The 14,779-nt window shown below is 45.9% G+C and carries 13 protein-coding genes; 11 read left to right on the top strand and 2 right to left on the bottom strand.

Annotation, left to right across the window (positions count from 1 at the left end):
• Window positions 1–80: 80 nt before the first annotated feature.
• The 11 genes from purT to AC1S8V_RS18435 all read left to right on the top strand — a co-directional run bounded on the left by purT (window position 81) and on the right by AC1S8V_RS18435 (window position 13,407).
• Complete coding sequence (purT, locus tag AC1S8V_RS18485; protein ID WP_482070257.1) at window positions 81–1,268, top strand: formate-dependent phosphoribosylglycinamide formyltransferase; 1,188 nt, start codon at window positions 81–83, stop codon at window positions 1,266–1,268.
• Window positions 1,258–1,716 (top strand): GNAT family N-acetyltransferase, encoded by a 459-nt coding sequence (locus AC1S8V_RS18480; RefSeq protein WP_017687788.1) that lies wholly within the window; start codon window positions 1,258–1,260, stop codon window positions 1,714–1,716. The genes purT and AC1S8V_RS18480 overlap by 11 nt, the downstream gene beginning before the upstream one ends.
• A gap of 317 nt (window positions 1,717–2,033) precedes the next feature.
• Entirely contained in the window at window positions 2,034–2,867 is an 834-nt protein-coding gene (locus tag AC1S8V_RS18475; protein WP_482070256.1) for a CAP domain-containing protein, read from the top strand.
• Window positions 2,868–3,157: 290 nt separating this feature from the next.
• Window positions 3,158–4,030: a GDSL-type esterase/lipase family protein gene (locus AC1S8V_RS18470; protein WP_482070255.1), complete on the top strand. Its 873-nt coding sequence runs from the start codon at window positions 3,158–3,160 to the stop codon at window positions 4,028–4,030.
• Window positions 4,031–4,996 carry an ABC transporter ATP-binding protein gene (locus tag AC1S8V_RS18465; protein ID WP_482070254.1) on the top strand — a complete coding sequence of 322 codons (966 nt, stop codon included), beginning with the start codon at window positions 4,031–4,033 and terminating at the stop codon, window positions 4,994–4,996. It abuts the gene before it with no gap.
• Window positions 4,989–5,978: an ABC transporter permease gene (locus AC1S8V_RS18460; protein ID WP_482070253.1), complete on the top strand. Its 990-nt coding sequence runs from the start codon at window positions 4,989–4,991 to the stop codon at window positions 5,976–5,978. Before AC1S8V_RS18465 ends, AC1S8V_RS18460 begins: the two co-directional genes overlap by 8 nt.
• 76 nt (window positions 5,979–6,054) lie before the next feature.
• Entirely contained in the window at window positions 6,055–8,034 is a 1,980-nt protein-coding gene (gene parE, locus AC1S8V_RS18455) for a DNA topoisomerase IV subunit B (RefSeq protein WP_482070252.1), read from the top strand.
• Between the two features lie 12 nt (window positions 8,035–8,046).
• The gene (gene gyrA, locus AC1S8V_RS18450; RefSeq protein WP_482070251.1) at window positions 8,047–10,509 is read left to right on the top strand and encodes a DNA gyrase subunit A; all 2,463 of its coding nucleotides are present in this window, start codon (window positions 8,047–8,049) and stop codon (window positions 10,507–10,509) included.
• Window positions 10,510–10,737: 228 nt separating this feature from the next.
• Window positions 10,738–11,178, top strand: coding sequence for a MarR family winged helix-turn-helix transcriptional regulator (locus AC1S8V_RS18445; RefSeq protein WP_253438342.1), 441 nt, complete (start codon window positions 10,738–10,740; stop codon window positions 11,176–11,178).
• A 274-nt stretch (window positions 11,179–11,452) separates the two neighbouring features.
• Window positions 11,453–11,899: a MarR family winged helix-turn-helix transcriptional regulator gene (locus tag AC1S8V_RS18440; RefSeq protein ID WP_482070250.1), complete on the top strand. Its 447-nt coding sequence runs from the start codon at window positions 11,453–11,455 to the stop codon at window positions 11,897–11,899.
• Window positions 11,896–13,407 carry a DHA2 family efflux MFS transporter permease subunit gene (locus AC1S8V_RS18435; RefSeq protein ID WP_482070249.1) on the top strand — a complete coding sequence of 504 codons (1,512 nt, stop codon included), beginning with the start codon at window positions 11,896–11,898 and terminating at the stop codon, window positions 13,405–13,407. Before AC1S8V_RS18440 ends, AC1S8V_RS18435 begins: the two co-directional genes overlap by 4 nt.
• Before the next feature lie 102 nt (window positions 13,408–13,509).
• On the opposite strand, the gene AC1S8V_RS18430 is transcribed toward AC1S8V_RS18435, so the two are convergent.
• Entirely contained in the window at window positions 13,510–13,854 is a 345-nt protein-coding gene (locus AC1S8V_RS18430) for an MGMT family protein (RefSeq protein ID WP_482070248.1), read from the bottom strand.
• A gap of 192 nt (window positions 13,855–14,046) precedes the next feature.
• Window positions 14,047–14,778 (bottom strand): RluA family pseudouridine synthase, encoded by a 732-nt coding sequence (locus AC1S8V_RS18425; RefSeq protein WP_482070247.1) that lies wholly within the window; start codon window positions 14,776–14,778, stop codon window positions 14,047–14,049.
• Window position 14,779 lies beyond the last annotated feature (1 nt).

Raw genomic sequence — 14,779 nt, 5'->3', positions numbered from 1 at the left:
ACTCTTGCAATCTTTAACCAAAACCCCGAAAATAGAGAGACAGATATAGAAGATTTCTCTTTGGGAGGATTGGAAAGAACATGTGGGGTGCTCCTTTTACGGCTCAAGCCAAAAAAATGCTGCTACTAGGCAGTGGAGAATTGGGAAAAGAGGTCGTTATTGAGGCCCAACGACTGGGAGTAGAGACGATCGCTGTTGATCGTTATGAGAACGCACCTGCAATGCAGGTCGCGCACCGGTCTTACTGCATCGACATGCTGGATGCCGAAGCTTTGAAACAATTGATCCGTAAAGAAAAACCTCATTACATCGTACCTGAGATTGAAGCTATTGCAACAGAAGCTTTACTGGAGCTTGAGGAAGAGGGATTTTGTGTAGTACCTACTGCCCGAGCTGCACGTCTAACGATGGATCGCGAAGGCATCCGTCGGCTTGCAGCCGAACAATTGAAACTTCCGACAGCTGATTACCTTTTTGCGGACAACCTGGAACAACTTCAGGAAGCCGTACGTGAGCTTGGCACACCTTGTGTTATTAAACCATTGATGAGTTCTTCCGGCAAAGGGCAGAGTGTATGCCGAACACCAGGCGACGTGGAGGATTGCTGGAACATTGCTCTTTCGGGGGCTCGTGGCAAATCCGTTCGTGTTATTGTGGAGAGCTTTGTTCAATTTGACAGTGAGATTACATTACTCACCGTTAGGTCTGTATCAGGCACCGTATTTTGTCCTCCGATCGGCCACATTCAGAAGGATGGGGATTATGTCGAATCCTGGCAACCTCATGCAATGACTCCTGAACAATGGGAGCAGGCTTGTCATATTGCCAAATCTGTCACGGATGAACTTGGCGGTTATGGACTGTTTGGAGTGGAATTATTCCTGACTTCGGATGGTGTTGTGTTCAGCGAGGTATCTCCTCGTCCACATGACACAGGCATGGTTACAATGGTGACGCAAGACAGTTCCGAGTTTGCGCTGCATGTACGTGCAATTCTTGGTTTTCCGGTCACAGATGTACATCTGTTGACACCGGGAGCTTCAGCAACGCTGAAGGCTAATGATGAAACATCTGACTTTACTGTAGGCGGGATAGAAGAAGCACTGGCTCTTCCTCGTACTCAGATTCGTGTATTTGGCAAACCTGAGACCAAAGTAGGACGCCGAATGGCTGTAGCCTTAAGTGCTGGCCAAGATGTGGAAGAAGCTCGTAAAACAGCGGTGAAAGCCGCTAATATGCTGAAAGTGGAGGTAAATCATGTCCAATAATGTTGAGGCCCCTGTACTGATGATCCGAGAGTGTGAGCTACGAGATGCTGAAGCGGTAACGGGACTGATGCGAGAGGTCAGCTATCCGACAACAACCAATGTCATGAAAGAACGTATTGAATGTTTGGAAACCAATCCAAACGCATGCATGCTTGTTGCCGAAGTGGATGAACAAATTATTGGTGTGATTGGCTTGCAATGTGTGCAAAGTCATGCCTATCCAGAACCTGCCGCACAAATTACTTCCCTGATTGTAGGTCAAGAACATCGTGGTGGTGGGATTGGCCGTCGTCTGATGGCTCGTGCCGAAGATTGGGGCAGACAGCAAGGTGGTAAACAACTGTTTGTCACGGGTGCAAACCGTGAAGTGACTTCAACAACGTACTCTTTTTATGAGCACATTGGTTTTCAGAAGAGAGGCTATCGGTTCAGTAAAGTTCTTCTATAGTATAAATAAAGTTTCTTCTATTGCATGGAAATTCTCATGATATCCTGATCTGCACATCCTGGTGTGGTGAATGATAAATAGATGGTGAAGCGACATTCGACTAGCATTTTTAGTCCGAATGTCTTTTTTTTATGTTTTTGTCAACGGGGATAGAGCCTTACAGGATGAGCCATCAGGACAAATCTGAAACATTCTAAAAAATGACAAAAAAGTTACTTTTCCATATTTTATAGGTTCACAATCTCCTGTTGAATTGATATACTGCTAGAGTATTAATTACAAAGTTGTAATAACTAATCTTAAGGAGATGAATGAATTTGAAAAAGAAATGGATGAAAACTGTCGTAACGAGTAGTCTGACAGCCGTACTGGCCGTAGGGGTAATGCTTCCTGCTTCCGCGTCTGCTGCAGATTCAACATATAAGACTATCACAACGTACAAAATTACAAGTACAGACAGCTTGAAAGCATATATTGAGCAATGGCTCAAACAAAACGGATATACCGTATCCGAGGGGCAAATTGTAGAGAAGCCTGCTACTAAGCCTGATCAAAACACTAAACCTGCTGAGCCGACAACAAAACCAGCTCAGCCAACAACAAAACCTGCTGAACCGACAACTAAGCCGGAGCAACCGACAAAACCTGCTCAACCGACAAAACCTGCTCAACCGACTCAAGCAGAAAAACCGGCAACTACACCAGCTAAAGATCCTTCAAACACGGGTAACACAGGTAATACAGGTAACAATACAAGTAATAATGGTAGCGGAAGCACACAATCTGACTTTGCTACTCAAGTTGTAAAGCTTGTGAACGCTGAGCGTGCTAAAGCAGGTCTGAACGCTCTGACTTCAGATGCACTTCTGGACAAAGTAGCTGTAGCCAAAGTAAAAGATATGAGTAACAATAACTATTTTGATCACCAGTCACCTACGTATGGTTCTCCGTTTGATATGATGAAACAATTCGGAGTAACTTACAGCTATGCAGGTGAGAACATTGCCAAGGGACAAAAAACACCTCAGGAAGTCGTTACAGCCTGGATGAATAGTGAAGGTCACCGCGCCAATATCCTGAGTAAAAACTTTACGCATATCGGTGTAGGTTACTACAACGGTTACTGGGCACAAGAGTTTATCGGTAAATAAATCTTATAATGAAGGAATTTTAAAAATTTGTTTATCAAAAGGTTATGCCAGCACAGTTCAAATCTGTGTATGGTATAACCTTTTTTCCTTAAAATCACATATGGAAAATGAATTCTGCGAATGTAACGCCAAAATTTGCAAATTAACGACAGAACATTTATGTTATTTAGGAATAGCATCATCAGGGCGTGTCTGAAAACTCCGAAGGAAGCGGATTTTCAGACACGCCTTAATGTAAAGTCATTATAAATTATAAAGCACCCGGACTGGTGTATATGAGTGGAGATGTGATGATGAAAAAGAAAAAAAGCCTTGATTCAGCACCATGGATCTGGAGAACGGTCAGTACTGTATCCATCTTGGCAACCTTATTGTTGTTATTTGGATTTGGATACGCCATAAAAGATGTGATTTTCCCCGAAGGAGATTCCGCGTTAACTACAGGCCAGGAGACCACTGCGCCACCTAAAAATAATTCCGGGGAAACGGCTGTTGTGGAGGATGGCAAGATTCGGATGGCCGTCATCGGCGATTCCCTGGCACGAGGTACGGGGGATGATGAAGGACTTGGCTTTGTGAGACGTGCAGGGAATCTGCTCAAAGATAAAGGATATGACGTTCAAGTTCTTAATAATCTGGGTGTAAACGGTTTGAGAACAGATGCTTTATTGGAAAAACTCGATGAGCAAGGTGTGCGTTACGTCCTGCAGCAGTCCAATTTTATTTTGCTCTCGATCGGTGCGAATGATCTGTTCCAGAGAGGACAAGTTTTGCAGGGGGAAGACCCGCCAACAGCAGAGCAGTTGGCAGCGGCTTTGCCGGAAACGTCGAAGCGCCTTCAAGAGATATTGAAGAAAGTAAAAGAAATCAATCCCGATGCACAGATTGCGTACATAGGGTTGTACAATCCATTTGGCGATGTGAAGGAACTGGAGAAGCCGGGGAATGCAGTTGTTGCTGCATGGAACGATGCTGCACTAGCTATTTTGAACAATGAGGACAAGATGACACTGGTCCCTACATTCGATTTATTTGAAAATAATCTGGGGGAGTATCTCTCGTCAGATCATTTCCATCCCAACGGACAAGGTTATGAGCAAATTGCAGTTCGGATTGCACAGGAATTCCAGGCGGATACACCGGCAGAAGGGAGCGGAAATTAAATGGCAGAGCAGCAGTATGATTCCGTCTTGTCCGTACAGCATCTGAAGAAGCGGATTGGGCGCAAGTGGATCATTAAGGACGTTACATTTGACGTAAAACCTGGTGAAATCTTTGGATTTCTCGGTCCCAATGGTGCCGGAAAAACAACAACGATACGGATGCTGGTGGATCTGATCAAACCGACAGAAGGGAAAATTAAAGTCTGTGGTTATGATGTGAATCGGGATCCTGAGCGTGCCTTGAAGTATGTAGGCTCCATTGTTGAGAATCCGGAGGTATATACATATCTGACCGGGTGGGAAAACCTGGAGCATTTTGCTCGCATGCAACCAGGTGTGGACAACGAACGGATTCAGGAAGTTGTGGATATTGTGCGTCTGGATCAGCGCATTCATGATAAAGTCAGAACATACTCACTCGGTATGCGTCAACGGCTCGGTATTGCGCAAGCATTGCTCGGGCGTCCGCGTCTGCTCATTCTGGATGAACCGACGAATGGTCTTGATCCGAAAGGCATTAAGGAACTTCGTGTCTTTATTAAGCAACTTGCCAGTGAAGGTATGGCTGTATTTGTCAGCAGTCACTTGTTAAGTGAGATCCAGCTTCTCTGTGACAGAGTAGCGATTATCAGTGCTGGACGTGTGCTTGCCGTTGGAGGCGTTAGCGAACTGATTGAAGATCATTCCAAGTTGGCTATATGGCATGTTTCACCTCTGGAGCAGGGCAAAAAGATGTTGCTGGATGCAGGCATTGCTCTGGTCGGTCGACCTGCGGATGTGATGGATGATACCATTGTTGCGGGCCTTGGTCCCAACGCTGTGGTTGCCGAGATGCATGAAGATCGAATTCCTGATCTGGTGCAACAGATGGTTCAAGCTGGTATACAGGTTGAAGGGGTACAGCGGATTCAGCCTACGCTTGAACAACTATTCTTAAAAATGACAGAAGGTGAATCGATTGAGTAATATCATGCCGCTGATCCGGAATGAAACGATTAAGATGGTGAAGAAAAAAAGGCTTTATATTATATTTATTGTACTTGCGATCCTCGTACCGATGTTTACGTATGCCCAGATGAAATCTGCGGAGAATAATCGGGACAAGTTTGGTGGCGATTGGCGGCTTGAACTGCAACAGGCCATCACAGACAATCAAAACTCGCTAGGTAGTGATCGGGTGCCTGAAGAATACAAGAAATATAGAACTGTGTACATCCAGCAGATGCAGTATTATCTCGAAAATGACATCAATCCCCAAGAACCGGGTGGTGTTACCTTTACGCGGGAGTTCATGAACAATGCAGTTGGATTGTTTATTCCACTGTTAATCATGGCTATTGCTTCGGATCTTGTTTCAGGTGAACGTACGACAGGTACGATTAAAATGCTTTTAACGCGTCCGGTTAGACGCTGGAAAGTGCTTCTGAGCAAATTAATCACGCTGATTATGTTTGTTTCGATTATAGTGGTATCAGCCTATGTTATCTGTTATGTCATATCGGGTGCCGTCTTTGGTTACAAAGGATTCAACATGCCAATCTTCACGGGGTTCAAGGTTGTGGGAACGGATGTCGATATGTCGGCAGTGCATGCTGTAGACCAGTGGCTGTATATGCTTATGCAGGCAGGACTGATCTGGTTTGTAAGTGTCATTGTGGCTATGCTTGCATTTATGGTATCCGTACTTGTGCGAAGTACAGCTGCAAGTATTGTTATCATGATGGCCGCTCTGATTGCAGGAACAATCTTGACCAGTATGGCTGCATCTTGGCAGACAGCGAAATATCTGTTCATGGTTAACCTCGAACTTCCTGATTATTTGTCAGGCGGATTACCGCCAATCGAGGGTATGAATTTAGGTTTTTCCCTTATTGTGCTTAGTGTTTGGGGCGTTGCTTCACTCATTGTGTCATTCCTTGTCTTTACGAAACGGGATATCTTGAATTAAAATGGACAAGGATAAGAAAACATCTGTTTGCATTTTAGGCATTTTTTTAGTTGCAAGTTAAGAAGGGGGAGCATGAATGGTCGAGCAAATCGATATGTCGGCAGGTTCGACAGGCGGAGGACAGGGGTCTTCAGGCTACGACGCGGACGACATTCAAGTACTTGAAGGGTTGGTAGCGGTACGGAAACGGCCGGGGATGTATATCGGCAGCACCAGCACTTCGGGTCTACATCATTTGGTATGGGAGATCGTGGATAACGCTGTCGACGAGCATCTCGCCAAATTCTGCTCCAAAATCGATATCACGCTGCATAAGGACGGTTCTATTACGGTTCAGGATAACGGAAGGGGAATTCCGACAGGTATACATAAAACAGGGATTCCTACTCCCCAGGTCGTGTTTACGATTTTGCACGCAGGCGGAAAGTTCGGTGGATCAGGATACAAAAAATCAGGCGGTTTGCACGGTGTAGGTGCGTCAGTTACAAACGCATTGTCCGAGTGGCTTGAAGTCGAGATTTTCCGTGATGGCAAGATTCATCGTCAGCGATTCGAGTATTGGAAGGACAAAAAAGGGATTGAACATGTCGGTGAACCGGTCTCCGGTCTCGAAGTGTTAGGCAATACCAATCGGACAGGTACAAAAGTTACATTCAAACCGGATATTCGGGTGTTCCAGAACGGTATTCAATTCAATTATGATACACTGGCAGAACGTCTTCAGGAGATTGCTTTTCTGAATTCAGGCCTGAGAATTGTGCTCAAGGATGAACGTTCGGGCAATCAGGACGAATACATGTATGAAGGCGGAGCAAGCCAGTTTGTTGCTTTTCTTAATGAAAATAAAGATGTACTGCATGATGTCATTCACTTCTATGCGGAGAAGGATGACATTGAGGTTGAAGTGGCGATCCAGTATAACGCAGGTTATACGGAAACGCTGGCTTCGTTCGTGAACTCGATCCCTACCCGGGGTGGCGGTACTCATGAGACCGGATTCAGGGCGGCTTATACCCGTGTTATGAATGACTATGCACGGCGTACCAGCATGATCAAGGAAAAAGATAAAAACCTCGAAGGCAATGATTTGCGTGAAGGTATGATGGCCGTCATCAGTGTCAAAATGTCAGAGGTTGAGTTCGTAGGTCAGACAAAGGATCAGCTCGGCAGCGCTTCCGCTCGAAGTGCAGTGGATTCGGTCGTGTCCGAAAATATTCAAAGGTTCCTGGAAGAAAACCCGCAGGTAGCGCAAACGTTAATTCGCAAAGCGGTTCAAGCCTCCAGAGCCAGAGAAGCGGCTCGCAAAGCACGTGATGATATGCGTACAGGCAAGAAACGCAGTGAAAGTTCCAACCTGAACGGCAAGCTGACGCCGGCTCAATCAAAGGATTTTACCCGGAATGAGTTGTTTATTGTCGAAGGTGATTCCGCAGGTGGTTCTGCCAAACAGGGACGCGACTCGAAGATTCAGGCTATTCTGCCCCTCAAGGGAAAACCGCTCAATCCGGAAAAATCGAAGCTGGCCGACATTCTCAAAAATGAAGAATACCGTGCCATTACAGCGGCGATCGGGGCGGGTATTGGAACCGAATTTGCAGTTGAAGACAGCAATTATTCCAAAATTATCATTATGACCGATGCGGATACGGACGGCGCACATATTCAGGTGCTGTTATTGACCTTCTTTTATCGTTATATGAAGCCTTTAATTGATGCAGGCAAAGTATATATTGCTCAGCCGCCATTGTACAAACTTACTCGTAAGTCTGGTAAGCTCGCGAGCGTTCGATATGCATGGACGGATGAAGAACTGGCGAATTATATGAAGGAATTCGGTAATAATGTTGAGCTTCAACGTTATAAAGGACTTGGTGAGATGAATCCGGATCAACTGTGGGAGACAACAATGAATCCGGAAACTCGTGCGATGCTGAAGGTACAGATTGTTGATGCAGCAAAAGCAGAACGTCGTGTATCTACGCTCATGGGTGATAAGGTTGATCCGCGTAAACGCTGGATTGTAGAGAACGTCGACTTTACAGAGTACGAAGAATAGAAGGTGCTTGGAATGAGTCCATCAGAACAATTTATGCCGGCCTTTCTCGAAGAGGTCGTAGGGGACCGTTTCGGTCGCTACTCCAAATATATTATTCAGGATCGAGCCATTCCCGACGTACGGGATGGGTTGAAGCCTGTACAACGGCGTATTCTGTACGCCATGTACGATTCAGGTAATACGCCTGACAAGACTTACCGCAAGTCTGCCAAAACCGTTGGGGACGTAATGGGTAATTATCATCCACATGGTGACTCCTCCATCTATGAGGGCATGGTGCGGATGGCTCAGCCATGGAAAATGGGCCATATGCTCGTGGACGGTCATGGTAACTGGGGATCACAGGATGATGACCCGGCAGCGGCGATGCGGTATACGGAGGCCCGTTTGTCGCCCATCGCGATGGAGATGCTTCGCGATATCGAGAAACGGACGGTTCTGTTTAAGGATAATTTTGATAATACGGCCAAAGAACCGGTTGTATTGCCATCCCGTTATCCGAACTTGCTGGTTAATGGTGTCAGCGGTATCTCCTCAGGGTTTGCAACGGAGATTCCTCCACACAATTTGCGTGAAGTCATTGATGCTTCCATCGCTGTAATGGAGAAGCCGTCGATTGAGCTGGATGAGATCATGATGTTCATGAAAGGTCCTGACTTTCCAACAGGCGGATTGATTATGGGCGGTGACGGCATTCTGGATGCCTATCGCACAGGTAAGGGACGGATCTATATCCGGTCCAAAACCGAGATTGAAAACATGCGCGGTGGCAAACAGCAGATCGTCATTACCGAAATTCCTTATCAGGTCGTGAAGTCTCGTCTGGTTACAGCGATGGAGAACATCCGACTTGAGAAGAAGGTTGAAGGTATTGCCGAAGTGCGTGATGAGAGTGGACGTGAAGGTCTGCGAATCGTGGTTGAGCTGAAAAAAGAAGCGGACGCACAAGGTATTTTGGCTTATTTGCTGAAGAAAACCGACCTGCAGGTCACCTATAACTTCAATATGGTTGCGATTGTGAATAAAGCACCTCAGCAGTTAGGATTGAAATCAATCCTGGAGGCTTACATTGCCCATCAGCGGGAAGTTGTAACATTCCGTACCCGGTTTGAGCTGGAGAAAGCGGAAGACCGTGCACATGTGCTAGAGGGTCTGGTTAAGGCTCTTAACATCCTCGACGAGGTCATTGCAGCGATCAAAGCGTCGAAGAACCGTCAGGATGCTCAGAATAACCTGATGTGGATGTTTGGATTCACGGAACGCCAAGCGGATTCCATCCTTACTTTGCAATTGTACCGTTTGACGAATCTGGAGATCACTTCTCTGGAGAAGGAACTCGGTGAACTGATGAAAAAGATTGCACAATTACGATCCATTTTGGATAGTGACCGCAAGCTCATCGGAGTCATCCGCAAAGAATTGATGGAGATTCGTGAGAAATACGGTATAGACCGTCGTTCTGCGATTCAGGGTGAAGTGGAAGAACTCAAGGTTAATCTCGAAGTACTTGTGAATGCGGAAGATGTATTTGTTACGTTATCCAAAGAGGGGTACGTGAAACGTACAGGGATGCAGTCCTTTACACGTTCTGGTGGTGAACGGAGCGGAAGTGGTGTGAAAGACGGCGATTATATCGCTCAGGTTCTCGAAGTAAATACGCTTGAGAATCTGCTTGTCTTTACGAGGAAAGGTCAGTATTTCCTGTTACCTGTTCACCAGGTACCTGAATTCAAGTGGAAAGACCCAGGCACAGCGATTGTGAATGTTATTCCACTTGCCAAAGATGACCGTATTGCAAGTGTGCTTGCTGTGAAATCCTTTGAAGAGCCGAATCACAGTCTGGTCTTCGTCACGCGAAGAGGACAGGTGAAACGAACGGAACTGAAGGATTATGTTACCAAACGTTCCGGTGCAGTTGCGGCTTGTAAAGTGGGCAAGGACGATGAAGTCTTATCTGTACATCTAAGTACAGGTGGCCAAGATATTATGTTGATTACGAAAGAAGCCATGGCCATTCGTTTCCGAGAGGATGAAGTCAATCCAATGGGGCGTGTGTCCGGTGGTGTTCGTGGTATTCAGTTAAAAGATTCAGATGAAGTTGTCTCCGCTCTATGGGTAGAAGGAGATGAAGGTGAGGTTGCCGTGCTGTCCGATCTGGGGTATGGTAAACGTTCATTACTCCTGGATTACGCTGTGCAGAGCCGTGGAGGCAAGGGGCTTGCCACATTCGAGTTCAAGGAAGGCAAACGTGTGAAACCGAATGGTAGCCGTATTGTTGGCGCTTTTTATTGCAAAGAGCAACGGAATATCACCGTAATGACCAAGGAAGGCCAAGTGGTTCCGATCTCTTCGGAAGGTGCTCCGATTACCGAGCGCAAACATATTGGCAAGCTGCTCGTTCATGTGGATAAACAGGACGAGATCGTTGAACTTCTGAGGGATTTTAATGAGAATCAACCAGCATCATCTTCATAAAAACAAACAAACGAGACTTTTCGCAGCGCAGCTAATCCTGTCATGCGAAGAGTCTTTTTTTGTTGTTCGAAGGCGGATTAGAAGAGGGCATCCATGCGAAGTTTAACAACCTTCGTCGATTACGGTCGATCGCTAGGAAATTGAAAAAAGGCAGCAGGAATGCGGCTTTGGAGCGCGAAAACTTAAGCAGGTGAAGTGATAACCGGTTGCAGAGAGGAGCGATGCAAGATGTATAATTCTGATTTTGCCAAGTGCTGGTCCAGGTTAACCAAGGATTATAAACTGCATATGGATCAAGAGCTGGCACCTTCATTAACGGAGGCTCAGCTGGCTGTTCTGGAGGTGCTTGAGGATCATCAGAAGATGAAACCTTCGGATCTGATTCCTTATCTGGCGACTACGCCAGCTGCCGTAACGATGCTGCTCGATCGGATGGAAAAGAACGATCTGATTCGCAGGAATCGGGATAATCAGGATCGACGCATTGTATGGGTATCTCTGTCCGACAAAGGAAGAATGGAGACAGAGCGGGGGATCACCATCCGTAATGAATTCATGAATTCCGTGCTCAGTAACATTTCAATGCACAATCAACAACTGCTGGTATATCTGTTAGGCAAAATGACAACCCCTAAGACCAAAGAGCCTGCATTATCCACTTCGGTATGATAAAATGTTGATTCTTTTGTATAGCCATAGGTGTGCCTGCTCGTTTCGTGCAGGAGTCCTATGGCTATTTTATTTACAAAATACATATGCTACTCACTGTATCCAGGTTAGTCAATTCAGAGCTGAGATATAACCAAGTAACATGTCCTAATTTTATTTTGGCGATTTCATATGTAAAGAGTTGACTATGTAAATATTTTTGTTATAATAAATAATTGTTCCCCTGATATTTCGTGTACGAAATATTATATTCCAAAAGTAAAAGGGTGAATCAATGACTGATACGTATGAAGTATTCTATATTATTAATTCGTTCCGCCAAGTGAATCAAATGCTTTTTCGAGCATTTTGGAATGAAAACAAGGAGATCGAGCTGACTTCGATTCAGTTTATGGTGTTATCCATCCTGAGGGAGCGTCCATCCATTGGCATCAACGAAGTGGCTGAACTATGCCATATGGGCAGCAGTTCCATGAGTGCTGTTGTGGAGCGACTGGTCAAGGGCGAGTATATCGTTCGGACACGTTCGGATGCTGACCGCCGATCCGTCAAACTTCAGATTACGGATAAAGGGGAAAAGGCTCAACAGGAAACGCACCATTTGTGGATGGAAAGAGTGTCACCCATTCTGGATATATCGAAGGAAGACCTTGAGCACCTGCTTAGAATTCATAGTCAAATGATTGAAAAGTTACAAGGAAGAGAGATGAACAACATATGAGTACAACTACTGCTGCAGCTCCATCCTCCGCGATGGACAACATCAAGAAAGGCCCGATTGTAGCGGCATTGTTAATTGGTGCCTTTGTGGCATTCCTGAACCAAACCCTGATGAACGTAGCTCTTCCTAAAATCATGGAAGACCTCGCGATCAATGCAAACAAAGCCCAATGGTTAACCACGGGTTACATGCTCGTCAACGGTGTACTGATTCCGGTTACGGCATATCTGATTGCAAAATTTTCAACACGTCAAATTTTCATTACAGCCATGACTCTATTTACCATAGGGACGTTAGTCTGTGGTCTTAGTCCGACCTTTACCATTCTGATGGTAGGTCGTGTCATTCAAGCGGCAGGTGCAGGTATCCTGATGCCTCTGATGACCGTTGTATTCCTGACCATCTTCCCGATTGAGAAACGTGGTCAGGCGATGGGAACCATGGGGATCGCGATGATTCTGGCTCCTGCGATTGGGCCTACACTTTCAGGTTATGTGGTTGAGCATTATTCCTGGAGATTGTTGTTCTACATCATCTTGCCATTCTCTATTATTGCTACGGCAATCGGTATTGCTTTTGTCAAAAATGTAACACGCCAGTCCAAGCCTAAACTGGATTATCCAGGCGTTATTTTATCCACGCTTGGTTTTGGTAGTTTGCTGTACGGATTTAGTGATGCGGGCACCGATGGATGGGGCAGTGTCATTGTTGTCAGTTGCCTGGTCGTAGGTGCGTTATCCTTGATCCTGTTTGTTATTCGTCAACTGACAACAGATCATCCGCTCCTTGAGTTCCGTATTTTTAAGTACAATATGTATACATTAACGACAATCATTAATATGCTCGTGACAATGGCGATGTTTGCAGGTATGATTCTGCTTCCTATCTTCCTGCAAAACATTCGTGGATTCTCACCCATTGAATCAGGACTTTTGATGATGCCTGGTGCAATATTGATGGGGATCATGTCTCCAATTACAGGTCGCATATTTGATAAAGTGGGCGCTCGCTGGCTCTCGGTTGCAGGTCTTGCCATTACGGCGATTACAACTTGGGGTCTGAGTCGTCTGGCAATAGATACGACTTACGGCTACATGATGTTTATCTACACGGCTCGTATGTTCGGTATGTCGATGCTGATGATGCCGATCCAGACAGCAGGTCTGAATCAACTGCCTCAGCGTCTGAATGCACATGGTACAGCAATGTCCAACACATTGCGTACAGTCGCGGGTGCGATTGGTACAGCCATTCTCGTGACCATTATGAGCAGCAAGCTCAAAACGCATCTGGCAGAGACATTGGCTGCGAGTCAGGTTAATCCGGATGATCAGGCGGCAATGGTGCGTGCTACGGCAGATGCAACGATTTACGGTGTAAACTATGCATTCATCGTTGCGACGGGAATGACCGTGGTTGCTTTGATCATGGCATTCTTTATCCGTAAAACGAAACCGGCTACCGAGCCTGTTACTGTGGAACAGGAAAAAGTGACTGCGACAGCATAACAAATATCGGATAACAAAAAGAGAACTCTAGCAGTTGTAAAGGGGTACCCCCTAACTGCCTGAGTTCTCTTTTTTTGTGTGCGCGATATGAGGAGAGTCGTCTTAATCGGGCTGGATCGTTGGATCGATAAGAAATACAGGATCGGGCTCATGTCCGAATCGCTTAAGATTAATGGTTCCGTTCAGTTGAAACTCCACACCTTCGCTAATCAGTTCTGTTTCCTGCATCATGCGCGAGTGTTCATCCGGTATGGAGATTTCGCCTTTTGCATTGACGACACGGTGCCAGGGAAGGCGTTCCTTGCGGCTCATGGAGTGCAGAATCCGTACGACTTGTCTCGCGGCTCTTGGACTTCCAGCGTGGGCGGCAATCTGGCCGTAAGTCATCACTTTACCTTCGGGAATCGCCGCGATGATCGCAATGACTTGTTTGGTAAATGGGGTCATTTTATGGCTCCTCTCTGTATCTTACGCATATAGCTGAAAATATTAAAAAACGTGTCATTCAGATACAGAATCTGAACGACACGTTGTATGGACAGATCTAACCTGATCCTGTGCACTTATAGAGGTTGTTCAATAAAACCGCTGTTGATCCCATCTTCTCGGTACTGAAAACCAGTCTTTTTGAACACGTATTTATAGAGGTTGTTCAAAAGCTTTTTGGTACACAGTGTCTGGCCATTCTGCCCAGGGAAATTCTCTTGCAGGCAAGGATTGCAAAATAACGTCTTCCTTGGTAACGGGATGGGGAAAAGCTGCAATCACAGACCATAGAGCAATCTGTTGACCAGGCTTATTCACGCTTGCACCGTATTTCTGATCTCCATAAAGAGGGCAGCCGATTTCTTTCATTTGCACCCGAATCTGATGAGATCTGCCTGTGTGCAGTTCGATATGAACGAGGCTGTATCGGTCTGTCTCGCCGATGACCCGGTAATCCAGAACGGCATCCTTACCGCCAGCCGTACCCTTAGGCACAACAGTAACGGTATTCGTGCGTGCATCTTTCAGCAGCGTGTGCTTTAACGTTCCCTGCTGTACAGGCAACTTGCTATGTACAACAGCCGCATATATTTTACGGAAATGACGTCCCCGTACAGTCTCGGACAATCTCGAAGCTGCTTTGGATGTCTTGGCGAAGATCATCGCCCCTCCAACAGGACGGTCAAGTCGGTGAACTAATCCAAGATACACATTGCCGGGTTTGTTATATCGTTCTTTCAGATCCTGCTTCAGCAATGTGAGCAAATCCGGATCGCCTGATGCATCTTCCTGGGTGGGTACATTGACCGGCTTCGTAATACCTAACAGATGATTGTCTTCGAACAGAATCGGAATCGCATCGTGATTGTGCCGATGTTCTGACATG

This window comes from Paenibacillus sp. B46(2026), from assembly GCF_056786355.1.
This window is presented reverse-complemented; position numbering and strand designations above follow the sequence as displayed.